Consider the following 23,368-nt stretch of genomic DNA (forward strand, 5'->3'; position numbering starts at 1 on the left):
CGGCGCGGCAAGGGGGACCGGCGGCGGGACGGCGGGCGCGGCCGGCCGGGGACGGCCGGCACCGGGCGGCGGGCCGGGACGCGGCGGCCCGGGCACCGGGGGCGGCGTGAGCCGGACCGACGGCGGCTCGGGGGTGGTGGGCCGGGTGGCCGCGACCGTGGCGTCGGCGTCGTCGGTGCTGGGGGCCGCGACGGTGCCCGGGACCGGTTCCGAGTTCTGCTCCCGCGTCTCCCCGCCCAACGTGGCGTCGGCCTCGTCGGTGGTGGGCGCCGTGACGTCGGCCGCCACCGGCGACGCCGGGCCCTCCTCCGCGGGGAAGGACGCGCCCTCCTCCGCGGGTGCCGTCGCTGCTGCCTCGACCTCGGCGCCGGGTTCCGCCGCGGCCCCGGACGGGTCCACCGGATGCCCGGTCCTGGGTGCCGCCGCCTGCTGCGCGCCCGCCGGGACCGGGGCCGTCCCGTCGTTCTCGGTGGTCGTCTGCGGGTGTTCCGTCCCCTGCTGCTCCGACACCGTGTCCTCCTCGCTCCGGCCCACCGCGTCGGTGGGCGCCCCGCCCGAGGGCGGAGCCGTGCACAGCGGCCGTGACCGGTCCTCGTGACCGGCGGCCGTCCGGCGATTCAAACAGCTCGAGGCGCGGACCGGAACAGCCCGGACGGGCGCAGCGCAGCCAGCGGCCGGTCCGGATCGGCGAGCCGCGCCCGCACCGGGCGCGACGGAGGCACCACCTACGCTGCGTCGCGTGCTGTCCATGGTCGCGGTGCTCCCCGAACCGCCGCTGCTCGTTCTCGAGCTCGCGACGGGCGCCGCCGCCGAGACCGCCGAGCTCCGCGGCGCCTGTGTCGCGGCCGCCTCCCGGCTGGCGGGTGCCGCGCCGAGGTGGATCGCCGTCGGCGCCGACGCCGGTGGCAGGCGCACGGTCGGCCCGGACGTGCGGGGCAGCTTCATCGGGTTCGGCGTCGACGTCGTGGTCGGGCTCGGTCCGGACGCCGACGGCCCCGTCGACCCCCGCCTCCCGTTGCCACTGCTCGTCGCCGGGTGGGTGGCCGGCCGGACGGGCGCGCTGGTACGCGTGCGCGGCGAGCTCGTCGCCCCGGACGCCGACCCGGCCGAGTGCGCCCGGGTCGGGACGGAACTGGCCGCGGAGTGCGCCGCCGACCCGGAGCCGGTGGGCCTGCTCGTCGTCGGCGACGGAGCGGCCACGCACACGCTCAAGGCGCCCGGCTACCTCGACGAGCGCGCCGGCCCGTTCGACGCCGCCGTGGCCACCGCATTGCGCACCGCCGACCGCGCCGCGCTCACCGCGCTCGACCCCGGGCTCGCCGCGCAGCTGTGGGCGGCGGGCCGGGCCCCGTGGCAGGTGCTCGCCGCCGCGACCGACGGTGGCGCCTGGCACGGCGAGCTGCTGCACTCGTCGATCCCGTTCGGCGTGGCCTACCACGTGGCCGTCTGGACGCCCGCCCCATGACGCCGCCGCTGGTCGTCGTCGTCGGGCCCACGGCGACGGGGAAGTCCGACCTGGGCCTCGCCCTGGCCGCCGAGCTGGGCGGCGAGGTCGTCAACGCCGACGCGATGCAGCTCTACCGCGGCCTCGACATCGGCACCGCGAAGCTGACCCCCGTCGAACGCGCGGGCGTCCCGCACCACCTGCTGGACGTCCTCGACGTCACCGAGACCGCCTCCGTCGCGGCCTACCAGCGGGCTGCCCGGGAGGTCGTCGAGGACCTGCGGGCGGCGGGCCGCACGCCCGTGCTGGTGGGCGGCTCCGGCCTGTACGTGCAGGCCGTCGTCGACGAGCTGGAGTTCCCCGGCACCGATCCCGGGCTGCGCGCGGCCCTGGAGGCCGAGCTCGCCGAGCGGGGGCCGGCGGCGATGCACGCCCGCCTGGCCGAGGTCGACCCCGCGGCGGCCGAGGTGGTGCTGGCCGGCAACGGCAGGCGGATCGTGCGTGCCCTCGAGGTGATCGCGCTGACCGGCCGCCCGTTCCCGGCGCGGCTGCCCACCGCGGGCGCACCCCGCTACGACGCCGTGCTGCTCGGCGTCGACCGCGACACCGCGGAGCTGGACGAGCGGGTGGGCCGGCGGGTGGCGCGGATGTTCGCCGCTGGTCTGGTCGAGGAGACCCGCGGGCTGCTCGCGCACGGCCTGCGCGACGGGCGCACCGCCTCCCGAGCGCTGGGCTACCAGCAGGTGCTGGCCGAGCTCGACGGCGGCGACCTCACCTGCGCGGCCGCGGAGACCGTCCGCGCCACCCGGCGGTTCGTCCGGCGGCAGCGCTCCTGGTTCCGGCGCGACCGCCGCATCACCTGGCTCGACGGGGCCGCCCCGGCCCTGGTCAGGCGCGCCATTGCGGTCGTCGCGGAGCACGTAGACTTCTGAGGTGCAGTTCAGCAAGGGGCACGGCACGGAGAACGACTTCGTCGTGCTGCCCGACCCCGACGGCGCGCTCGACCTCACCCCCGAGCGCGTGGCCGCCCTATGCGACCGCAGGCGCGGCCTCGGCGCCGACGGCGTGCTGCGCGTGGTGCGCTGGGCCGCCCTGGGCGACGGGCCGGCGCCGGAGCCGGGCGTCGAGTGGTTCATGGACTACCGCAACGCCGACGGGAGCGTCGCCGAGATGTGCGGCAACGGCGTGCGGGTGTTCGCCCGCTACCTCGAGCACGCCGGCTGGCTCCCCGGCGACGAGCTGCCGCTCGGCACCCGCGGCGGGATCCGCACGGTGCGCGTGCGCGGCGACGAGATCTCCGTCGACATGGGCGCCGCCGTCGTCGGCGAGCCCAGCACGGCGAGCATCGACGGGCGGGCGTTCCCGGGCATCGCCGTCGACGTCGGCAACCCACATCTCGCCTGCGTCACCGACGTGGCGATCGACGGGCTCGACCTCACCCGGCCGCCCGGCCACGACCCCGCGCTCTTCCCGCACGGCGTCAACGTCGAGTTCGTCTCCCCGGTCGACGCGGACGACGAGGTGACGATGCGCGTGCACGAGCGCGGCGTGGGGGAGACGCGGTCCTGCGGCACCGGCACCGTCGCGGCGGTCGTGGCGGCGCTGCGGCACAGCGGACGCGGCACGGGCACCGTCGCCGTCCACGCGCCCGGCGGGCGGCTGCGCGTCACCGTCGACGACACCACCACCACGCTGCACGGCCCGGCGGTGCTCGTGGCCCACGGCGAGCTGGCCCCCGCCTGGTGGGACGCCGTCGCCTCCCGCGAGTCGGCACCGATCGGCGGCTGAGCCGCACCGATCCGGCACTGCCCGTCGTGCGGTGGCGGAGGTCAGAGCGGGACGTCGGCCGGCAGGTCGCGCATCCGGCGCAGCGGTGAGGTCACCAGCCACACCGGCGCCGCCGCGAGCCCGGCGGCGGCCACCAGCAGGGTGGCCCGCAGGCCGATCAGCTCGCCGAGCGCCCCGCCCAGCAGCCCGCCCACCGGGATCGTGCCCCAGACGAGGAACCGGATGCTCGCGTTCATCCGGCCCAGCAGCCGGTCCGGGCAGATCGCCTGCCGGAAGCTCACCTGCGCGATGTTGTAGACGACCCCGCCGTAGAGGATCGCGAAGTACGCCGCGGCGAACCACACCAGCCCGGGTCCCGGGCCCGCCAGCGGGAGCAGCAGCGTGACCGGCCCCGTCACCAGCAGCGCCGTGATCAGCACCCGGCCCTGCCCGAACCGGCCGATCCAGGATCCGGCGGTGAGGGCTCCCACCACGCCGCCCACGGTGCCCGCGGCCAGCACGAGACCGACGACGCCGGCCGTCAGCCCGAGCTCCCCGGCGAGGAACAGCACCGCCACCGCCTGCAGCACCCCGTTGAAGAGGTTCGCGGTGCCCGTGCACAGCACGATCGGACGCAGCAGGCGGTGCCCGACCACGTAGCGCAGGCCCTCGGCCATGTCCGCGCGCACCGACTGTCCCGGCACCGGTTCGGGGACGGTCTCGGGGCTGCGCATCCGGGTCAGGAACGCCGCGGACACGAGGTAGCTCACCGCGTCGAGCAGCATCGTGTTGGCCGCGCCGAGCAGTTGGACGAGGCCGCCGCCCATGGCCGGTCCCGCCGCCTCCGCCGCCATCCGCGTGGACTCGAGCTTGGCGTTGCCCTCGACGAGCCCGGCGCGGCCGACCACCGACGGCAGGACGGACTGGTAGCCGACGTCGAAGAACACCGTGGCGACACCCCCGAGCAGCACCACGGCGACGAGCTGTTCGAAGGTCAGCACCCCGAACCACCACGCGACGGGGACGCTCGCGAACAGCCCGAACCGCACCACGTCGGCCGCGATCATCACCGGGCGGCGCCGCACGCGGTCCATCAGCGCCCCGACCGGCAGCCCCACCAGCAGGAAGCCCGCTCGTTCGGCGGCGACGAGCAGGCCCATCTCCCACGGTGACGCGCCGAGCACGGTGGCCGCGAGCAGTGGGACGGCGAGGTGACCGACCATCGTCCCGACATGGCTGACCGTCTCGCCCGACCACAGCAGCAGGAAGTCGCGGTGCCGCCACAGCCTCGTGCCACCCCGCCGGCTGCCGTCCCCCTGGGTCATCACCCCATCGTGCTCCAACTGATTGGAAGCGGTCAATCACTTATGCTGGCACCGTGCCGACACCCCCACGCCGCAGGGCCACCACCGCCGAGGCGGCCACGATGGCGTCCGCCGTGCGGCTGCGGATCATCCGGCTCACCCGCCTCGAACCGCTGACCAACGCCCGGATCGCCGCGCGCTTGGGCCGGGACCCGGCCACGACGCTGCATCACGTCCGACGGCTGGTCCGGCACGGCTTCCTGGAGGCGCTGCCCGCCCGGCGGGGCACCCGCGGGGCGAAGGAGATCCCGTACCGGGCCACAGCCCTGTCCTGGTCCCTCGAGGGGGCCGGGCTCGAGTCGGGGATGCCCGAGGCCGTGCTGGAGGCCTACCTGGACGAGGTCACCGAGGTGGGCATCGGTGCACTGGAGCAGAGCAGGCTCGTCGTGCGGCTCGCCCCGGCGGAGGCGGCCGCGCTGCGGGCCGAGCTGCACGCGGTGCTCGACGCGTACGCGACGCGCCCCGACCCGCCCGACGGCGAGGCGGTCGCCGTGTACCTGTCGGTGTACCCGGGGGAAACAAACCAGACATCAGGGGCGTTGGCATGGGAGCATGAACCTCACGATGACTGAACCCGCCCTGTCCACCGCCGCCGACGAGATCCTGCGCGAGCAGCGCGACGCCGCCGAGATCACCCGCGGCGAGTTCGAGCTCGAGGAGCGCACGTCGCTGCGGCGCGTCGCCGGCCTCTCCACCGAGCTCACCGACGTCACCGAGGTCGAGTACCGGCAGCTGCGCCTCGAGCGCGTGGTGCTGGTCGGCGTGTGGACCGAGGGCAGCGCCGAGCAGGCGCGCGCGTCTCTCACCGAGCTGGCCCGCCTCGCCGAGACCGCCGGCTCCCAGGTGCTCGACGGCCTCGTCCAGCGCCGCTCCCGGCCCGACCCCGCCACGTTCATCGGCGCGGGCAAGGTCGACGAGCTGCGCGACGCCGTGCTGGCGGCCGGCGCCGACACCGTGATCTGCGACGGCGAGCTGTCGCCCGGCCAGCTGCGCCAGCTGGAGGACAAGCTCAAGGTCAAGGTCATCGACCGCACCGCGCTGATCCTCGACATCTTCGCCCAGCACGCCCGTTCCAAGGACGGCAAGGCGCAGGTCGAGCTGGCCCAGCTGTCCTACTTGCTGCCGCGCCTGCGCGGCTGGGGTGAGGCGCTGTCCCGGCAGGTCGGTGGCCGCGCGGCCGGCGGCGTCGGCATCGGTGGCCGTGGTCCCGGTGAGACGAAGATCGAGCTGGACCGCAGGCGCATCCGCAACCGGATGTCCAAGCTGCGGCGCGAGATCGCCGGCATGAAGCAGGTGCGCGAGACCCAGCGTGGGTCCCGGCGCCGAGGCGGCGTCCCGTCGGCGGCGATCGTCGGCTACACCAACGCCGGCAAGTCGAGCCTGCTCAACGCGCTCACGGGTGCGGGTGTGCTCGTCGAGGACGCGCTGTTCGCCACGCTCGACCCCACCACCCGCCGCACGTCCACCACCGACGGGCGCACCTACACGCTCACCGACACGGTCGGGTTCGTCCGGCACCTGCCGCACCAGCTGGTCGAGGCGTTCCGCTCCACGCTGGAGGAGACCGCCGACGCCGACCTGCTCGTGCACGTCGTCGACGCCTCCGACCCGCTGCCGGAGGACCAGATCAAGGCGGTCCGGCAGGTCCTCGTCGAGATCGGCGAGGAGCACGAGGGCGTGATGCCGCGGGAGCTGCTCGTCGTCAACAAGACCGACGCGGCGAGCGACCTGCAGCTGGCCCGGCTGCGTCACCTGTTGCCCGAGGCCGTGTTCGTCTCCGCGCGCCGCGGCGACGGCGTGGCGAAGCTGCGCGAGCGGATCGCGGAGCTGCTGCCGCGGCCCGAGGTCGACGTCGAGCTGCTGCTGCCCTACGCCCAGGGCTCGCTCGTGGCGCGCGTGCACGCGGAGGGCGAGGTGCTGGCCGAGGAGCACACCCCCGACGGCACGCGCCTGCACGCGCGGGTCGGTGCCGAGCTCGCCACGGCCGTGCTGCCGTTCGCGCTCGCGGGCACGCCCGGCGAGAACGGCTCAGCATGATCGGTACAGCCCGCTGATCCGACACGCCGCGGCCGGCGCGGCGATCGCCGCCGTGCTCGCGTCCGGGGCCGCCGCCCCGCCGGTTCCCGAGACCCGCTGCGCGATCGAGGACCCGCGCCTCGCCGAGCTGTCGGGTCTCGTCGTGCACGACGGACTGTGGGCGATGGGCGACGGCGGGCGCAGCATCCAGGTGCATCGTCTTGATCCCGGCACCTGCGCGGTCGTCGACACCCGCAGCGCCGACATCGATCCCTACGACGCCGAGGACCTCGCCGTCGGCCCGGACGGCGCCCTCTGGGTGTCCGACACCGGCGACAACGACCGCGACCGCGACACCGTCGCGGTCATCGTGCTCCCCGAACGCGGCGAGGCGCGGCTGCACCGGCTGACGTATCCCGACGGGCCGCACGACGCCGAGGCGCTGCTGGTCGACGCCGAGGGGCGCCCGGTCGTGATCACGAAGGAGGTCGGGGGGCCCGCCGGCGTCTACCGCACCGCCGAACCCCCGGAGGGCAGCGGGCCGACTCCGCTGGAGCGGGTCGGCGCGGTGGCGCTGCCCGCGTCGGAGTCCGTGGGTGGGCCGGTCGGGGGGCTCGGCTCGCGGGTGGTGACCGGCGCCGCGGCGAGCGCGGACGGGTCGGTGCTCGCGCTGCGCTCCTACACCGACGCCTGGCTGTACCCGGTGGCGGACGGCGAGCTGGTGGCGGCGCTCGACGGCGCCCCCGTGCAGGTGCCGCTCGCAGACGAGCCGCAGGGCGAGGCGATCGCGTTCGAGCCCGACGGCACGTTGCTCTCGGGGTCGGAGACCCGCGGCGGCGTGCCGGGGGCGATCCGGGCGGTGCCCGGGGCGGCGGCGCTCGCGACGGACGACACCACCCCGACCGCCGCCCCGCCCGCGGCCGCCGAGCCGTACGATCCGGCGCCGGAGTGGCTGCCCGCCGCGATCGCCGGGGGAGTAGCTGCAGGCGTGCTGCTGCTCCTGACGGCGGCGATGGCGCTCCGCGGCGCGCTGCGCCGGAGGCGCTGACCACGACGATGCACACCGCGCGGTGTCCCTGCACACCGCCGAACATGTGCACGGACCGCCAGAGGTGTGCACGCCGGAGAGGGTCAGAGCCTCCGCAGCACCGCCACGACCCGCCCGAGCACGGTGGCCTCGTCACCCGGGATCGGCTCGTAGGCGGGGTTGGCCGGCATCAGCCAGTTGTGCCCGTCGCGGCGCTTGAACGTCTTCACGGTGGCCTCGCCGTCGATCATCGCGGCGACGATCTCACCGTTCTCCGCGACCGGCTGCTGCCGGACGACCACCCAGTCGCCGTCGCGGATGGCCGCCTCGATCATCGAGTCGCCGCGGACGTTGAGCAGGAAGAGCGTGCCCTCACCGACGATCTCGCGGGGAAGCGGGAAGACGCTCTCGACGGCCTGCTCGGCCAGGATCGGGCCACCGGCGGCGATGTTGCCGAGCAGGGGGACGAACGCGGGGGCGGGTCGTCCCTCGGCAGTCGCGTCGCCGAGTTCGGTGTCGACGCGCGGGCCGGCGAGCTGCTGGGCCTCGGCGGCCGCGTCGTCCGGACCGCGGACGTCGACGGCGCGGGTGCGGTTGGGGTCGCGGCGCAGGTAGCCCTTGCGTTCGAGGCTGCGCAGCTGGTGGTGCACGGAGGAGGTGGAGGTGAGGCCGACGGCGTCGCCGATCTCGCGCACGCTCGGGGGGTAGCCGAACCGTTCGACCCAGTCGCGGATGACCTCCAGGACCTTGCGCTGCCGCGGTGTCAGCCCCGCGGGCGTGGTCGGGGGGTCGGGGAACGCCGTGACCTGCGCGGTGCCGCCACGCCGTGCGGTGCCTCGCGGTGCGTGCGGGCCGGCCTCGCTACCGGCCCCGGTGCCGGGGTCGTCCCGTGCCATCTCGTCGTTCCTCCTCGGTGTCGGTTTCGGTGCCGGCACCGCCGGTGGAGCCGGCTCCGGTGATGCCGTGTTTCTCGCCGGGTCGCCCCGTGCGCCGCGCGCGGGCGCACCGGGACCACCGTCGTCGGGAACGACGGTAGCCCCGATCGTGTCTTTCGCCAAACACATGTTCGAAGGACACGCCGGATTCTCTCGATTCTGTCGGTGCGTGGTGGTAGACATCCCGCAGGCGTGGTTCGAACGCTTGTTTGAAGGTCGAACGGAGAGCAGCGGAAGCGGAGGCGGCGGGAAATGCGTGAGCACGACGAGATCTGCCGGTCGCGCGAGGATCGGAAGGGCAGGAGGGGCCCGGCTCGGGCCGTGACCGGTGGTCGCGGCCGGGTGGGCGGACCGGGCGTCCCGGTCTGGGTGCGCACCCGCCGCAGGGCGGGCGGCCCGCGGCCCGTGCGGCCCGTGGTGGTGCCGGTGTCGGTCCGGCCGGCCCAGCTCGAGCGCCCTGTCGTCGACGGCGTGCCGGTGCGGTCGGGGCAGCGCGTGCTGGTGCGCACCCGCACGCTTCCCGCGGTGCGCGCGATGCGGGTGCGCCGGGTGCTCACCGGGCTGGCCGTCACGGCGGCCGGCGCCGCGGTCGTGGTGGCGCTCGGGCTGATGGCCTCGTTCGCCGCCGACGCGAGGGCGGGCGCGGGTCCGTACGGCGTGGAGAGCGGGCCGGGGGTCGTCACGGTCCGGGTCGGGGAGCCGGGCACGGTCTGGGACGTCGCCCGCGAGATGGCCCCGGCGGCGCCCGGGGTGGAGGTCGGTGAGCTCGCGGAGCGGATCGTCACCGACAACGCGCTCCCGTCGGTGCAGTTGTACCCCGGGCAGGTGCTCCGCGTGACCGTCGGTTGACGCTCGGCGCGCGCTCCCCGGCTCGTTCCTGGTCGTGCGCGCGTTCGGACGACACACCGGCACCGATGGGGGTCTCCTGCTTTCCCCGGCCCCACATGTTGTGGTTACACTCTTGTCGTTCGTCAATCCGGTAGGGCTCCGTTCGCCGCGGAGCCAGGCCGTCTCGGGGGAGGGGATCGGTCGATGCGCTGCCCGTTCTGCCGGCACTCGGACTGCCGGGTGATCGACTCCCGCGAGGTGGACGACGGCCAGGCGACGCGCCGCAGGAGGTCCTGCGCGGCGTGCGGTCGCCGGTTCACGACGGTCGAGGAGGCCGTGCTCGCCGTCGTGAAGCGCAGCGGTGTCACGGAGCCGTTCAGCCGCGACAAGGTCGTTCGCGGCGTGCGTCGGGCGTGCCAGGGTCGCCCCGTCGATGACGACGCACTCCAGCTGCTCGCGCACCGCGTCGAGGAGGCCGTCCGCGCGGGCGGCACCGCCGAGATCCCCAGCCACGAGGTCGGACTGGCCATTCTCGGCCCGTTGCGCGAGCTCGACGAGGTCGCCTACCTCCGGTTCGCCAGCGTCTACCGCTCGTTCTCCTCGATCGAGGACTTCGAGAAGGAGATCGCCGACCTCCGCAGAGTGCCCGGCGCCGACCCGTCCGAGTGACCGGCCGGCGCCACAGGAGCCCCACCACAGCGCGCGCACCACAGCGCACCATCGCCGGCACGCCGGCTCGAGAACCACAGCGCACGCAGTACCGCCACCAGCCGCGGTACCGGCGGGGCCCCAGCCTGCCGGTACCCAGGAGAGGGAGAGCATGACCGAGACCGTCGGCACCACGTCAGGACGCGGCCGCAAGAGCAGCGCCAAGTCGGGGGACGACCGCCGAAAGCCGGGCGGGCTCACCGTCGGGCGCATCTACACCACCCCCGGCATGCACCCCTATGACGAGGTCACGTGGGAGCGCCGCGACGTCGTCATGACCAACTGGCGCGACGGCTCGATCAACTTCGAGCAGCGCGGCGTGGAGTTCCCCGACTTCTGGTCGGTCAACGCCACCAACATCGTCACCAGCAAGTACTTCCGCGGCGCCGTCGGCAGCGAGCAGCGCGAGTCGAGCCTGCGCCAGCTCATCGACCGCGTGGTCGGCGTCTACCACCGGGCGGGCCTGGACAACGGGTACTTCGCCACCGAGGACGACGCCGAGGTGTTCGCCCACGAGCTCACGTGGATGCTGCTGCACCAGGTCTTCAGCTTCAACTCGCCGGTGTGGTTCAACGTCGGCACGAGCTCGCCCCAGCAGGTCTCGGCCTGCTTGCCGTACGACTCGCTGGTGAGCACGCCTGCCGGTCTCGTGGCGATCGGGGAGCTGGTCGAACGCGACGCGGTCGGCACGAAGCTCTTCGACGCCCACGGACTCACGAGCATCGTCGCCACGAAGGCCAACGGTGTCCGCGAGGTGCTGCGCCTGCACACCAAGTCGGGACACACCCTCGACGTCACCCCCGACCACCTCGTCTGGAAGAGCAGCGGAACAGGAACGGGGCGGTGGGTCGAGGCCGGAACTCTCCAGGCCGGCGACCAGCTCGAATGGCACCGCACGCACTCGTATGGCGAGTCGGTCATCGAGGTCGCGCAGATCGCGGAGGCGGCGCTGGCGGGTTGGCTGCAGTCCGATGGCTCCATCTGGCGCAACCGGACAACGACGCACATCGAGGCAATGACGGTTACGGCAGCTGAACTGGACTGGGTGACGACGCATCTAGATGCGGTGTTCCCGGGAGTTCATCGGCACGAGCGCAGCGTCGAGACGCAAGACAAGTCGCTTGACTGCCGTCGTGTCCGTCTCTGCGGCAAGGTAGTGGACGCCTTCGTGGATCGCTGGGGACTGCGCACGCGAGGCGCCGAGATGACTGTTCCTGCCCACCTGTTCACGGCACCACTACCCGTGGTGGCCTGCTATCTGAGGAGCCTCTTCCAGGCCGAGGGGTATGTGTCTCGGCGCGAGCGCTCCACGCTGCTGGCCATGGACATGATCAGCGAGCAGCTGATGCGCGGTGTGCAGGCCCTGCTCGGGCGCTTCGGCATCTTCGCCCGTGTCGCGAGGAAGGCCGACCCGCGCCCCGATCGGCACGACATCTGGACCGTCCGCATCCAGAACGCCGGCGACCGGCGCACCTTCGCCGACGAGATCGGCTTCATCGACCCGGTCAAGGAGGCGAAGCTCGAAGCCTCGTTCGATCTGCCGGGGCGCCCTGCGCGCGACGTGAAGCGCCTCCAGATCGCCCGGATCGAGGAGCTCGGCGCGCAGGAGGTCTATGACATCCAGACCGAATCAGGTGAGTTCCTGGCCGATGGCTTGCGGGTCCACAACTGCTTCATCCTCGCGGTCGACGACACGATGGAGTCGATCCTCAACTGGTACCGCGAGGAGGGGCTGATCTTCAAGGGCGGCTCCGGGGCCGGCCTCAACCTCTCCCGCATCCGCTCGTCCAAGGAGCTGCTGTCCTCCGGCGGCACCGCGTCCGGCCCGGTGTCGTTCATGCGCGGCGCCGACGCGAGCGCGGGCACGATCAAGTCGGGTGGTGCCACCCGGCGCGCGGCGAAGATGGTCGTGCTCGACGTCGACCACCCCGACATCGAGGAGTTCGTGCTCACCAAGGCCAAGGAGGAGGCCAAGGTCCGGGTGCTGCGCGACGCCGGGTTCGACATGGACCTGGGTGGCTCCGACATCACCTCGGTGCAGTACCAGAACGCCAACAACTCGGTGCGGGTCACCGACGAGTTCATGCGCGCGGTGGAGGACGACACCGACTTCGGGCTGCGGGCCCGGATGACCGGTGAGGTGATCGACCGGATCCCGGCGAAGAAGCTCTTCCGCACCATTGCGCAGGCCGCGTGGGAATGCGCCGACCCCGGCATCCAGTACGACGGCATCATCAACGACTGGCACACCTGCCCCGAGTCGGGCCGCATCTCCGCGTCCAACCCGTGTTCGGAGTACATGCACCTGGACAACTCCAGCTGCAACCTCGCCTCGCTGAACCTGCTCACGTTCCTGGGCAGCGACGGGCAGTTCGACGCCGCGCGGTTCCAGAAGGTCGTCGAGCTCGTCATCACGGCGATGGACATCTCCATCTGCTTCGCCGACTTCCCCACCGACCCGATCGCCGACACCACCCGCAGGTTCCGCCAGCTGGGCATCGGCTACGCCAACCTCGGCGCCCTGCTGATGGCCACGGGGCACGCCTACGACTCCGAGGGCGGCCGCTCGCTCGCCGCCGCGATCACCTCGCTGATGACCGGCGCTGCCTACAAGCGCTCCGCCGAGCTCGCCGGGGTCGTCGGCCCCTACGAGGGCTACGCCCGCAACGCCGAGGCCCACCAGCGGGTGATGCGCAAGCACGCCGCGGCCAACGACGACGTGCGCCTGCTCCCGGCGGCCACCTCGATCCACAAGCTCGCCACGATCGCGTGGAAGGACTGCCTCGCGGTCGGCGAGCGCAACGGGTGGCGCAACGCCCAGGCCTCGGTGCTCGCCCCCACGGGCACCATCGGCCTGATGATGGACTGCGACACCACGGGGATCGAGCCGGATCTCGCGCTGGTCAAGTTCAAGAAGCTGGTCGGCGGCGGTTCGATGCAGATCGTCAACCAGACGGTGCCGCGTGCGCTCGCGAAGCTGGGCTACCAGGGCGAGCAGATCGAGGCGATCGTCGAGTACGTCGCCGAGCACGGTCACGTCGTCGACGCGCCGGGCCTGCGCCCCGAGCACTACGAGGTGTTCGACTGCGCGATGGGTGAGCGGTCGATCGCTCCGATGGGGCACGTCCGGATGATGGCGGCGGTGCAGCCGTTCCTGTCCGGGGCGATCTCCAAGACGGTGAACATGCCGGAGGCGGCCACCGTCGAGGACGTCGAGCAGATCTACCTCGAGGGCTGGCGGCTCGGCCTCAAGGCGCTTGCGATCTACCGCGACAACTGCAAGGTCGGCCAGCCGCTGTCGGCGGGCAAGGAGGCCAAGAAGACCGAGACCGCGGAGGCAGCGGCCCCGGTGAAGGCCCGGCCGGTGCGCCGGCGGCTGCCGAAGAAGCGCCCGAGCGAGACCGTGTCGTTCACCGTCGGCGGGGCCGAGGGCTACCTCACTGCGGGGTCCTACCCCGACAACGGCCTCGGCGAGATCTTCGTCAAGCTCGGCAAGCAGGGCTCCACGCTGGCCGGCGTGATGGACGCCTTCTCGATGTCGATCTCGGTGGGCCTGCAGTACGGCATCCCGCTCGAGTTCTACGTCTCGAAGTTCTCGAACCTGCGCTTCGAGCCCGCGGGCATGACCGACGACCCGGACGTCCGGATCGCCACGAGCGTGCTGGACTACCTGTTCCGGCGGCTCGCGCTCGACCACCTGCCGTACGAGAAGCGCGCCGAGCTGGGCATCTTCTCGGCGTCCGAGCGCACCGAGCAGGTGGCGAACAGCGACTACGGCTCGAACTACGGCGACGTCGACATGGACGCGCTGCGGTCCTCGGTCGACGCCGCCCCGGCGACCGAGAAGTCGCCGGCGGCCACTCCGGCCCCGATCGAGGTGGGCAGCTCCACCGAGCTGCTCGAGCTGCGGCTGGGGAAGGCCGCCGACGCGCCGCTGTGCATGACCTGCGGCACGAAGATGCGCCCGGCCGGCTCGTGCTACCTCTGCGAGGGGTGCGGGTCCACCAGCGGCTGCAGCTGACGAACGTCCGCGGGGCCGGGCGGCGGGTTCTCCGCCGCCCGGCCCCGCGCGTGTTCAGCCCCTGTTGTGGCGCCGGGTCGTGGTGGACGACCGCGGGGACCGGTCAGCTCGATCGTCGCAGGGCGTCGACGTGTCGGTGAGCTTCCTGCGCGGCGTCGCGCCACAGGGCGAGTGTGGCCCCGCGGTCATCGTGGGCCGGAAACGCGATCCATTCACGCATTGTCCGCTTGCCCATGACAACTTTCTCGGCGGTTCCCGCGTTGACGAACTCGCTGGCTCGATCGCTCGGGAGTTTCACGATGAGCTGCCCGTGATGCCCCAGGAAGGCGAAGACCTTGCCGCCGACTCGGAGCCCGGGGCTGTGAAACATCGTCCCCATGGCGACGTCTGGTTCGGTGTCGAAGTCCTCGGCGATCCGATCAAGGAGGTCGCCGTTGAGTGCTTCTGGCCGGTCAGCCATGTGATCCTCCTCCGGGCAGAACGCGTTCGAGTGCCGCGGTGGAGCCGTCCACGACCAGTCCTTGGGTCATGGCCGCCCGCATGGTCAGCTGTCCGGTGAAGAGCGCGACGAGCACCTCGGGTGGCGCGGTGATCGTGGTGTCGGGTTGGCGCTTGGTCGAGCATGGGCGCACATCGACGTGGCCGTGTTCGGCGATGATGTCGCAGCCGTCGTGCAGGTTGCCCAGGCGCACGGTGGTCTCCGGCTCATCGGGTGCGCCGTCGCGGCACAGGTGACGCAGTGGCAGCGAGAACCAGTGCATCCGGAACGCGTCGCCCTTCGGCGGGTCGACCATCAACGGTGCACCCCAGCGGGTCAGCTCGCGGACGACCCACTGAGGTCCTGGCCCCGGTCGGTGAGGCTGATCAGTGTGGCGGCGATCGGGGGCGGCTCGTCGTGCCGGGTGACCAGTGCGGTCAGCGACAACGCACCGCCCGTGATCCAGGCCTACTACCGGGTGCTCACGGGCGGGATCGAGAACTACGAGGACGGCCGGGAACTACTGCCCCTGCTGGCCGACGACCTCGACTTCTAAGGTCCCTTCGCCGGACAGGTGACCGGGGGCGCCCCCTTCACGCAAGGTGTCAGAGGATTCGTCGCCAACGTCAGGAAGGTCGAGCTGATCCAGGAGGTCCACGACCCCAACGGCACGGCCACCCTGTACGACGCCCACATGCCGAAGGGAGCCGTCAGGATCGCGGAGTTCTTCAGGTTCGCCGACGGCAAGATCCAGTGACTTCGTCTGCAGTACGACCCGGCCGACTACATCGCCAAGGGCGGCGGCTGAACCCGCCGTGGCGACCGGGCAGCGCGTGATCACGCGTGCTTCCGGGTCGACCCGGATCCGGCCACGCTGCTGCCCTGGCCGTGAGCAGGGCGACAGCGCGGGAGGCCGCCCGTCCGCCCTATGGTCGGACGATGCGCGACGACGACCCCGCAGGCGACTGGACGCAGCCGGGCGTGTTCCGCTGCGCCCCGGACGTGTACCGGATCCCACTGCCGCTGCCGAACGACGGGCTCCGCGCGGTCAACCTGTACGCGGTGGCCGACGGCGACGGCTGGACACTCATCGACGCCGGGTGGGCGCTCGCGGAGGCCCGGGACGTGCTGGAGGCGGCGCTCGGGGAGCTGGGGGCCGGGTTCGGCGACGTGCGGCGTTTCCTCGTCACCCACGTCCACCGGGACCACTACACGCAGGCCGTCACGCTCCGCCGGGAGTTCGGCATTCCCGTTGCGCTGGGTCGGGGGGAGCGGCCGGGCCTCGAGGCGATCCATCGGCCGGACCGCGAGGGCAACGTCAACCGGGACCGGCTGCGCCTGGCCGGGGCGGACGCGCTGCTGAGGCGCCTGGAGCAGGCGCCGCGCCAGAGCGGCGACCTGTCGCTGTGGGAGTTCCCGGACGAGTGGATCGACGACGGCGCCGAGATCGTGGTCGACGAGAACGCCGATCGCAAGCGCGTGCTGAGGGCGGTGGCGACGCCGGGGCACACGCAGGGGCACGTCGTGTTCGCGGACGAGGACGGGGATCTGCTGTTCGCCGGCGACCACGTCCTGCCGCGGATCACGCCGTCGATCGGTCTCGAACCGGTGGCCGCGGCGAGCCCGCTGGCCGACTTCCTCGCGTCGCTCGAACTGATCCGCACGCGCCCGGACGCCGCGCTGCTTCCGGCGCACGGCCCGGTAGGGATGCGGGTCCACCAGCGCGTCGACGAGTTGATCGCCCACCACGGCACGCGCCTCGACGCCACGCTCGCGGCCGTGCGTGAGGGGCGCTCGACGGCGCACGAGGTGGCGACCGCGTTGCGCTGGACCCGGCGGGAACGGCGCCTCGACGATCTCGACCTGTTCAACGCGATGCTGGCGACGATGGAGACGCTGGCCCACCTCGAGCTGCTGGCCGAGCGCGGGGTGGTGACGGCCGTCGACGAGCATGGCGTACGTCACTACACAACGTGATAACGATTCACTCTTCGTAGGGCCCCAGGGCAGACAGTTGGACCGTCCGGAACGTAGCCTCTCGCCCATGAAGGGGCTCGGCGGTGGCGTGGGGTCGGCGCTTGCGCGCGCGGCTTTGGCGGTCGCCACGTGCGGGCTGGCCGTGTCCGGGGTCGTCGTGGCCACCGAGGGCACGACGTTCCCGGGCACGAGCGTCCCGACGGTCGCGCTGGCGCCCGCGGCGGCCGTGGGCTGCGAGGCCAGCGCCCCCTACCGCGCACCCGAGCGGGGGAGCGTGGGCGTCCCGGCCGGGCTGGCGCTGTGCTCGAGCGGCGCCGTGGTGGTCTCCATCCCCGGCGCCGTGATCGACGGATGGGACGTGCGCGGCGGGATCCTGGTCGACGCGCAGGACGTGGTCGTGCGCCGCAGCCGCGTCACCGGCGACGGCAGCACGCCCTACGGGATCCGCACCACGGCGTCGGGGTCGGTCCGGATCGAGGACACCACGCTCACCGGCGACTTCACCGAGGCCGCGATCGTGGGCGACCGGTGGAGCGCGGAGCGCGTCGAGATCGTCGGCGTGAGCCACGACGGCGCGTGGCTCGGCGACGGGTCCCGGCTGCGCAACAGCAGCATCCACGGCTTCCTCCCTGCTCCGGGCGCCGAGTCGGACGCGCTCGTCGTGCGCAGCACGGGCGGTGACGTCCTCGTGGAGGACAGTCGCGTCGACCTCGGTGACGGCCCGAGGCGCGGCAGCGCCGTGCTGCTGGCACCCGACGAGCCGGGGGACCGCGACGGGCCCACGGTGATTCGCGGGAACGTCCTCGGCGGCGGCCGCTACACCCTCTACCAGGACTCCTCGGCGGCGCCGATGCCCGATCTGCGGATCACCGGCAACCGGTTCCTGCGCGGGTCGGGGGAGGGGCCACTGCGGGTGGCCCGCCGCACCGCGCTCGAGGACAACACCTATCTCGACGGCGGCCCCCTACCCGAAAGGTAGGGCCGGCCGCTGTAACGACACGCCCGACGGGTGACCCGGGTTGGCCACCGGGGGCCGGAGCGGGCAGACTGATCACCACAACCGAACCGGGCGGGGGCCCGGTGGCACTTACAGCCCACCGACGGGCGCGAGGACGTAGGGGAAGACGATCCTCGTCGACGTTGGAGGTCTGCAGTGAACGCACGCGGCGTGGTCTTCGTCCACTCGTCGCCGACTGCGGTCTGCCCGCACGTCGAGTGGGCGATCTCGGGCGTGCTCGGGTCCAAGGTGTCCCTGCACTGGACGCCGCAGCCCGCCGTGCCCGGACAGTTGCGCGCCGAGTGCAGCTGGAGCGGCCCGGCCGGCAGCGGTGGTGCGCTCGCGGGCGCACTTCGCGCGTGGCCGATGCTCCGGTTCGAGGTCACCGAGGAACCGACCCCCGGCGTCGACGGCGAGCGGTTCTGCCACGTTCCGACGCTCGGCCTGTGGTGCGGGCGGACCAGCGCCAACGGCGACATCGTGGTGGGGGAGGACCGGCTGCGTGCCTTGATCGCGGAGGTCCCGGCGAGCCAGCTCCCCGCCCGTATGCACGACCTGCTCGGGTCCGCGTGGGACGACGCCCTGGAGCCGTTCCGGCTGGCGGGCGACGGCGCGCCGGTCAGCCTGCTGCACCAGGTCGGCTAGCACCGCACACTGACCTCGTGGGGACGGTGCAGGGATGAGGGGACGCGTGTCCCTCGCCGTCGCCGCAGTGCTCGCCGTTCTGGTGGTCGCGGGTCTGGCCGCCGCACCGCTGCTGAGCGGCACCTCCGCGTCGCCGCGGTGGTCGGTGCCCGCCAGAGGGGCCGGCCCGACCACGGTGGAGGTCAGCGCCGACGTGGCGCGGCACCCGTGGGGTGAGGCCGTGCGGGCGCAGCTGCAACGGCACTTCGACGCCATCAACGCCAAGGACTACGCGCAGTGGCGCGAGACGGTGGTGCCCGAGCGGGCCGAGGCGCTGCCCGAGCCGGCGTGGCAGGAGGCCTACCGGTCGAGCAGGGACGGCTCGATCCGCATCGTCCGCATCGACGACGCCCCAGGCGGGGGCGTGCTCGTGCGGCTGCGGTTCGTCAGCACCCAGGACGTGGCGGACGCCCCGCCGGACCTGCCCGTAGAGCGGATCTGCTGGCGCTCCACGCTGCCGATGACCGGGCTGCCGCCCCGGATCGCACGGACCGGGGACGGCAGCTCGGACGCGGCGGCCTGTTAGCGCTGCTCAGGACTTGGTGAGCGCGATGGCGGCGTTGTGGCCGCCGAAGCCGAACGAGTCGCACACCGCGGCGGTCAGGTCGACCTTCCGCGGCTCGCCCGACACCACGTCCAGCTCGATACCCGGGTCGAGCTGCTCGAGGTTGAGCGTGGCCGGGATGACCCCGTCGCGGATCGACAGCAGCGTCACGATGCTCTCGACCGCACCTGCGGCGCCGACCATGTGGCCCAGCTGGGACTTCGGCGCTGTCAGCACCGGGTGATCGCCCAGCGCCTTGCGCACCGCCCGGGTCTCGCCCACGTCGCCCGCCACTGTGGAGGTGGCGTGGCAGTTCACGTGACCGACGTCGGTCGGCTCCAGGCCGGCGTCCCGGACGGCGGCCGCGATGGCGCGCGACTGCCCCGTGCCCTCCGGCTCCGGGCCCGTGATGTGGTACGCGTCCGCGGTGAGCCCTGCCCCGGCGAGCTTGCCGTGCACGGTGGCGGCACGGGCGGCCGCGAACTCGGCCCGCTCCAGCACCATGATCCCCGCGCCCTCGCCGAGCACGAACCCGTCGCGGTCGACGTCGAACGGGCGCGAGGCCCGCTCCGGCTCGTCGTTGCGCTGGGAGAGCGTCCTGGCCTGCACGAAGCCCGCCACCGTGATGCCGGTGATGCAGGCCTCCGCGCCGCCGGCGATCACCACGTCGACCTCACCGGTGCGCAGCAGCTTCAGCGCCCAGGCCAGCGCCTCGGCACCCGACGCACACGCCGAGACCGGCGCGTGGACGCCGCCCTGCGCGCCGAACTCGATGCCGACCCAGGCCGCGGGGCCGTTCGGCATGAGCATCGGGACGGTGAGCGGCGAGACCTTTCGCAGGCCACCGTTCTCCAGCAGGTCGTCCTGGTCGAGCAGCGTGACCGCGCCACCGATGCCGGTGCCGATCACCACGGCGAGCCGCTCGGGCTCCACCTCCGGCGCGCCGGCGTGGGCCCAGGCCTCCTTCGCCGCGACCATCGCGACCTGCTCGCAGCGGTCCATGCGGCGGGCCTGGACCCGCGACAACACCTCGGTGGGCGCCGCGGCGAGCGGAGCGGCGATCTTCACCGGCAGCTCGTGCCGGTTCACCCACTCGTGCTCGTCGTCGTCGATGCGCCGGACGCCGGAACGTCCGGCGAGCATGGCTTCCCAGGTCGAGGCGACGTCCCCGCCGAGCGGGGTCGTCGCGCCGAGCCCGGTGACGACGACCTCGACCTGAGAGGTCACTGGTTCTTCGCGATGTAGTCCACCGCGTCGCCGACCGTCTTGAGCTCGGCCAGCTGCTCGTCCGGGATCTTCACGCCGAACTTGTCCTCCGCCTGCACGGCGATCTCGACCATCGAGAGCGAGTCGATGTCGAGGTCGTCGACGAAGGACTTCTCAGCGGTCACCTCAGCAGTGTCGATGCCGGCGACCTCCTCGACGATCTCGGCGAGGCCACTGAGGATCTCGGTGTTGTCAGCCACGGTCGTTCTCCTTCTGGTGGGAAATCGGGGGTCGCGCCAAAGCTACGGGCAGACGACGACCTGTCCGGCGTAGGACAGGCCCGCGCCGAAGCCTACGAGGAGCACGGTGTCTCCGGAGCGCAACCGGCCGTCGGCGCGCATGTGATCCAGGGCGAGCGGGATCGAGGCCGACGAGGTGTTGCCGGAGTGCACGATGTCGTCGGCCACCCGCATGTCCTCGCGGGCGCCCTTCGCCCGCAGCCGCTTCGCGACGGCGTCGACGATGCGCAGGTTGGCCTGGTGCGGCACGAACACGTCGATGTCCGCCGGCGTGAGCCCGGCCTGCTCGATGGCGCGCAGGGCGACCGGGGCGATCTGGGTGGTGGCCCAGCGGAACACCGCCTGCCCCTCCTGGAACAGCGCGTTCGTGTCCGGGTTGATGCGGATGGTCTGGGCCATGTCGCCCGAGCTGCCCCAGATGAGCGGGCCGACGCCGACCGACGACTCGTCCGGGGCCGCACCCACGACGACCGCACCCGCACCGTCGGCGAAGATGATCGCGGTGGAGCGGTCGGTCCAGTCCATCCAGTCCGACAGCTTCTCGGCGCCGATCACCAGCACGTTCTTCGCCGAGCCGCCGCGGACGAGGTCGGCCGCGGTGCCCATCCCGTAGCAGAAACCGGCGCACGCGGCGTTGAGGTCGAACGCGCCGGGCGCCTTGATCCCGATGCGCTCCGCGGTCTGCGCCGCGGCGTTCGGGATCGGGTTGGGCATCGTGCAGGTCGCCACGATCACCGTGTCGATGTCGGTCGGCGCGAGGCCGGAGTCCTTGACGGCTCGGGCGCCCGCCTCGGCGGCCATGTCGACCAGCAGCGTGCCCTCCTCCGCGATCCGGCGGCTCTCGATGCCCACCCGCTCGCGGATCCACTGGTCGTTGGTGTCCATCCGCTGCGCCAGGTCGTCGTTGGTGACGACGTTGGCCGGCTGGGTGCTGCCCATGCCGAGGATCCGGGCGCCGGGGACGGCGGAAGCGAGTCGGAGGGTCACTGGTCGGCTCCCGCGTGTTCGGTGATGAGGTCGACGGCCGCGTCGAGGTCGTCGGGCGTCTTGAGGGCAAGGGTGGCGGTGCCCTTGAGGTCGCGCTTGACGAGGCCGACGAGCGTGCCCGCCGGGGGCAACTCGATGACGGCCGTGACGCCGAGCTCGCGCAGCGCGGCCATGCAGGAGTCCCAGCGCACCGGGCGGGTCACCTGGGCGACGAGCCTGCGCAGCGCCTCGGCGCCGTCGGAGACGACGCTGCCGTCGGCGTTGGACAGCAGCGGCCGGTCGGGGTCGGCCGGGGAGATGTCGCCGGCGTGGGCGCGCAGGGCGTCCTCGGCCGGGGCCATGAACCGGGTGTGGAACGCGCCCGCGACCGGCAGCGGGATCACCCGGGCCCGCTCCGGCGGGTTCTCGGCGAGCGCGGCGAGTGCTGCGACCGAGCCGGCGGCGACCACCTGACCGGCGCCGTTGCGGTTGGCCGGGTCGAGACCCAGTTCGTCCAGCTTCGCCATCACCCCATCGGGTTTCCCGCCGAGGACCGCGCTCATGCCCGTGGGTTCGAGCGCGCACGCGGCGGCCATCTCCCGCCCGCGGACCGCGGCGAGCGCGACGGCGGCGTCCGGGCTGAGCACCCCCGCGACGGCGGCGGCGGCCAGCTCACCCACCGAGTGCCCGGCCGCGGGCGCCCCCGCGGGCAGGGGGATCCGGGCGCCGAGGCGCGCGGCGGCGAGCAGCGCGGTGGCGACCACCAGCGGCTGGGTGACGGCGGTGTCCTTGATCTCCTCGGCGCCCGCCTCCGTGCCGAGGCGGCGCAGGTCGAGCGAGGTGGCGTCGGACCAGTGGGCGAGGGTGTCCTCGGCGTCGGGGCCGTCGAGCCACGGGGTGAGCATGCCGGGGGTCTGGGACCCCTGGCCGGGCGCGAGCAGGGCGATCACGACGACCATGCAACCGTGTCGCGGCCGTCGGCGGGAGGCCGGGGCGGTACCAAGTCGGCGGCCGTCTTTTGGAGGGTTCTGCCAAGAGGGGCTGCCGTGCGCGTGGGGTAAGTGGCGCGTAGCGCTCTGTGCGGCTGCGGCATAGTGGGCGGCCTTGCATTTTCCGGACAGGTGTTATGGCTCTTGATTACGCTACAAGCTGCTGATTCAGGTATTCGTCGTGGACCTCTTTAGGGGTCCGGTAGCCGAGCGCGGAGTGTAGACGCTTGGTATTGTAGCGGAACTCGATGTACCTCGCGACATCTGCGCGGGCGTCTTCGCGTGTCGGATAGACGGTGCGGTTGACTCGCTCGACCTTGAGCGCGGCATTGAAGGACTCAGCCTGGGCATTGTCGAAACACGATCCGGTGCGGCCGATGGATCTGCGGATTCCCAGTGTTGCGGTGGCTGCCGCGAACGCGGCGCTCGTGTATTGCGTGCCGCGGTCGGAGTGGAAGATCGCCTGGTCGGCGAGCGGGTAGTTGCGGGCGGCCATCGCGAGCGCGTCGATGACGAGATCGGCGCGCATGTGGTCGGCGAGGGCATAGCCGATGCAGGCCTTGGTGTGGCAGTCAATCACCGTGGCCAGGTACAACCAGCCCTCCCAGGTGGGGAGGTAGGTGATGTCGCCGACCAGTTTGGTGCCCGGCGCTGCGGCGCTGAAGTCTCGGCAGACGAGGTCGGGGATCGGGGTGGTGTCGCCGGCGATGGTGGTTGCCGGGCGCCAGGGCCGGGGCTGGCAGGGGACCAGGCCGAGCGCGCGCATGATCGCGCGGACCAGCTCGGGGCTGCACCGCTCGCCCTGGCGGGCCAGGGCGGCGTGGATCCGGCGGTGCCCGTAGGTCTGCTCGGAGTCGGTGAAGATCCACTCGATGAGGGTCGCGAGGTGGTCGCGGCGGCGCGTGGTCGCCGAGGCCGGCCGGTCACGCCACTCGTAGTAGCCCGAGGTTGACACCGCCAGCCAGGCGCACATCGTCTTGATGGGGAACTGTGAGGCCTATTCAGCCGCCAAGTAGAAGTGCAGTCCGATAACCGCCGAGATCGTCGTGTCGAACGTCGCCAGCGGCCGCCGGTAGTCGGTGTGCATGATGCGCCAGGTCTTAAAGTTTGCGATCACC

24 protein-coding genes and 1 pseudogene are annotated in these 23,368 nt (G+C 72.9%); 15 read left to right on the plus strand and 10 right to left on the minus strand.

Going from position 1 to position 23,368, the window contains the following annotated elements; translation table 11 throughout:
- Positions 1-510: pseudogene (locus tag KME75_RS24540) on the minus strand (hypothetical protein); the annotation flags it as partial.
- 238 nt (positions 511-748) lie between these two features.
- Between KME75_RS24540 and KME75_RS24545 the strand changes: the two are divergent.
- Genes KME75_RS24545 through dapF form a run of 3 tightly spaced genes read left to right on the plus strand, consistent with a single transcriptional unit; the run spans position 749 to position 3,232 of the window.
- On the plus strand, positions 749-1,465 hold the full coding sequence (locus tag KME75_RS24545; RefSeq protein WP_246632761.1) for a class III extradiol ring-cleavage dioxygenase family protein: 717 nt from the start codon (positions 749-751) through the stop codon (positions 1,463-1,465).
- Complete coding sequence (gene miaA / locus KME75_RS24550) at positions 1,462-2,376, plus strand: tRNA (adenosine(37)-N6)-dimethylallyltransferase MiaA (RefSeq protein ID WP_219417237.1); 915 nt, start codon at positions 1,462-1,464, stop codon at positions 2,374-2,376. Before KME75_RS24545 ends, miaA begins: the two co-directional genes overlap by 4 nt.
- A gap of 1 nt (position 2,377) precedes the next feature.
- Positions 2,378-3,232, plus strand: coding sequence for a diaminopimelate epimerase (gene dapF, locus KME75_RS24555; RefSeq protein ID WP_219417238.1), 855 nt, complete (start codon positions 2,378-2,380; stop codon positions 3,230-3,232).
- A gap of 41 nt (positions 3,233-3,273) precedes the next feature.
- Here the strand turns inward: dapF and KME75_RS24560 are convergent, their stop codons facing one another.
- On the minus strand, positions 3,274-4,536 hold the full coding sequence (locus tag KME75_RS24560) for an MFS transporter (protein ID WP_219417239.1): 1,263 nt from the start codon (positions 4,534-4,536) through the stop codon (positions 3,274-3,276).
- 53 nt (positions 4,537-4,589) lie between these two features.
- On the opposite strand from KME75_RS24560, the gene KME75_RS24565 reads away from it, so the two are divergent.
- Genes KME75_RS24565 through KME75_RS24575 form a run of 3 tightly spaced genes read left to right on the plus strand, consistent with a single transcriptional unit; the run spans position 4,590 to position 7,639 of the window.
- Entirely contained in the window at positions 4,590-5,147 is a 558-nt protein-coding gene (locus tag KME75_RS24565; RefSeq protein WP_308283035.1) for an ArsR/SmtB family transcription factor, read from the plus strand.
- The gene (gene hflX / locus KME75_RS24570) at positions 5,140-6,612 is read left to right on the plus strand and encodes a GTPase HflX (protein ID WP_219417240.1); all 1,473 of its coding nucleotides are present in this window, start codon (positions 5,140-5,142) and stop codon (positions 6,610-6,612) included. The genes KME75_RS24565 and hflX overlap by 8 nt, the downstream gene beginning before the upstream one ends.
- Positions 6,613-6,664: 52 nt before the next feature.
- Positions 6,665-7,639 (plus strand): NHL repeat-containing protein, encoded by a 975-nt coding sequence (locus KME75_RS24575; protein WP_308283036.1) that lies wholly within the window; start codon positions 6,665-6,667, stop codon positions 7,637-7,639.
- A gap of 83 nt (positions 7,640-7,722) precedes the next feature.
- Here KME75_RS24575 and lexA read toward each other — a convergent pair whose 3' ends face one another.
- Complete coding sequence (lexA, locus tag KME75_RS24580) at positions 7,723-8,514, minus strand: transcriptional repressor LexA (protein ID WP_219417241.1); 792 nt, start codon at positions 8,512-8,514, stop codon at positions 7,723-7,725.
- A gap of 360 nt (positions 8,515-8,874) precedes the next feature.
- Here lexA and KME75_RS24585 point away from each other — a divergent pair, with 360 nt between their 5' ends.
- The 3 genes from KME75_RS24585 to KME75_RS24595 all read left to right on the plus strand — a co-directional run bounded on the left by KME75_RS24585 (position 8,875) and on the right by KME75_RS24595 (position 14,110).
- A complete protein-coding gene (locus KME75_RS24585; protein WP_219417242.1) occupies positions 8,875-9,402 on the plus strand; it encodes a hypothetical protein in 528 nt (175 codons plus the stop codon).
- Between the two features lie 183 nt (positions 9,403-9,585).
- Positions 9,586-10,050: a transcriptional regulator NrdR gene (gene nrdR / locus KME75_RS24590; protein ID WP_219417243.1), complete on the plus strand. Its 465-nt coding sequence runs from the start codon at positions 9,586-9,588 to the stop codon at positions 10,048-10,050.
- Positions 10,051-10,201: 151 nt separating this feature from the next.
- Positions 10,202-14,110, plus strand: a complete 3,909-nt coding sequence (locus KME75_RS24595; RefSeq protein ID WP_219417244.1) for a vitamin B12-dependent ribonucleotide reductase — start codon at positions 10,202-10,204, stop codon at positions 14,108-14,110.
- A gap of 103 nt (positions 14,111-14,213) precedes the next feature.
- Here the strand turns inward: KME75_RS24595 and KME75_RS24600 are convergent, their stop codons facing one another.
- The gene (locus tag KME75_RS24600; protein WP_219417245.1) at positions 14,214-14,570 is read right to left on the minus strand and encodes a hypothetical protein; all 357 of its coding nucleotides are present in this window, start codon (positions 14,568-14,570) and stop codon (positions 14,214-14,216) included.
- Complete coding sequence (locus KME75_RS24605; RefSeq protein ID WP_219417246.1) at positions 14,563-14,904, minus strand: SCP2 sterol-binding domain-containing protein; 342 nt, start codon at positions 14,902-14,904, stop codon at positions 14,563-14,565. The genes KME75_RS24600 and KME75_RS24605 overlap by 8 nt, the downstream gene beginning before the upstream one ends.
- Before the next feature lie 60 nt (positions 14,905-14,964).
- Between KME75_RS24605 and KME75_RS24610 the strand changes: the two genes are divergently transcribed.
- The 6 genes from KME75_RS24610 (at position 14,965) to KME75_RS24635 (ending at position 18,772) form a co-directional block, all read left to right on the plus strand.
- Positions 14,965-15,144, plus strand: a complete 180-nt coding sequence (locus KME75_RS24610; RefSeq protein ID WP_219417247.1) for a hypothetical protein — start codon at positions 14,965-14,967, stop codon at positions 15,142-15,144.
- Positions 15,145-15,162: 18 nt separating this feature from the next.
- A complete protein-coding gene (locus KME75_RS24615; protein WP_219417248.1) occupies positions 15,163-15,345 on the plus strand; it encodes a hypothetical protein in 183 nt (60 codons plus the stop codon).
- Positions 15,346-15,527: 182 nt separating this feature from the next.
- On the plus strand, positions 15,528-16,565 hold the full coding sequence (locus KME75_RS24620) for an MBL fold metallo-hydrolase (RefSeq protein WP_219417249.1): 1,038 nt from the start codon (positions 15,528-15,530) through the stop codon (positions 16,563-16,565).
- A 67-nt stretch (positions 16,566-16,632) separates the two neighbouring features.
- Positions 16,633-17,544, plus strand: coding sequence for a right-handed parallel beta-helix repeat-containing protein (locus KME75_RS24625; RefSeq protein WP_219417250.1), 912 nt, complete (start codon positions 16,633-16,635; stop codon positions 17,542-17,544).
- Positions 17,545-17,718: 174 nt separating this feature from the next.
- Complete coding sequence (locus KME75_RS24630) at positions 17,719-18,207, plus strand: DUF3145 domain-containing protein (RefSeq protein WP_219417251.1); 489 nt, start codon at positions 17,719-17,721, stop codon at positions 18,205-18,207.
- Positions 18,208-18,241: 34 nt separating this feature from the next.
- Complete coding sequence (locus KME75_RS24635; protein WP_219417252.1) at positions 18,242-18,772, plus strand: hypothetical protein; 531 nt, start codon at positions 18,242-18,244, stop codon at positions 18,770-18,772.
- 6 nt (positions 18,773-18,778) lie between these two features.
- Here KME75_RS24635 and KME75_RS24640 read toward each other — a convergent pair whose 3' ends face one another.
- The 5 genes from KME75_RS24640 to KME75_RS24660 all read right to left on the minus strand — a co-directional run bounded on the left by KME75_RS24640 (position 18,779) and on the right by KME75_RS24660 (position 23,232).
- Positions 18,779-20,017 carry a beta-ketoacyl-[acyl-carrier-protein] synthase family protein gene (locus KME75_RS24640; protein WP_219417253.1) on the minus strand — a complete coding sequence of 413 codons (1,239 nt, stop codon included), beginning with the start codon at positions 20,015-20,017 and terminating at the stop codon, positions 18,779-18,781.
- Entirely contained in the window at positions 20,014-20,256 is a 243-nt protein-coding gene (locus tag KME75_RS24645) for an acyl carrier protein (RefSeq protein WP_219417254.1), read from the minus strand. Before KME75_RS24645 ends, KME75_RS24640 begins: the two co-directional genes overlap by 4 nt.
- 42 nt (positions 20,257-20,298) lie before the next feature.
- Complete coding sequence (locus KME75_RS24650) at positions 20,299-21,282, minus strand: beta-ketoacyl-ACP synthase III (RefSeq protein ID WP_308283038.1); 984 nt, start codon at positions 21,280-21,282, stop codon at positions 20,299-20,301.
- Positions 21,279-22,220 carry an ACP S-malonyltransferase gene (locus tag KME75_RS24655; protein ID WP_246632759.1) on the minus strand — a complete coding sequence of 314 codons (942 nt, stop codon included), beginning with the start codon at positions 22,218-22,220 and terminating at the stop codon, positions 21,279-21,281. Before KME75_RS24655 ends, KME75_RS24650 begins: the two co-directional genes overlap by 4 nt.
- Before the next feature lie 178 nt (positions 22,221-22,398).
- Positions 22,399-23,232, minus strand: a complete 834-nt coding sequence (locus tag KME75_RS24660) for an IS3 family transposase (RefSeq protein WP_308283039.1) — start codon at positions 23,230-23,232, stop codon at positions 22,399-22,401.
- Positions 23,233-23,368: the final 136 nt, after the last annotated feature.

This window comes from Pseudonocardia nigra, from assembly GCF_019396355.1.
Classification (GTDB): Bacteria; Actinomycetota; Actinomycetes; order Mycobacteriales; family Pseudonocardiaceae; genus Pseudonocardia; species Pseudonocardia nigra.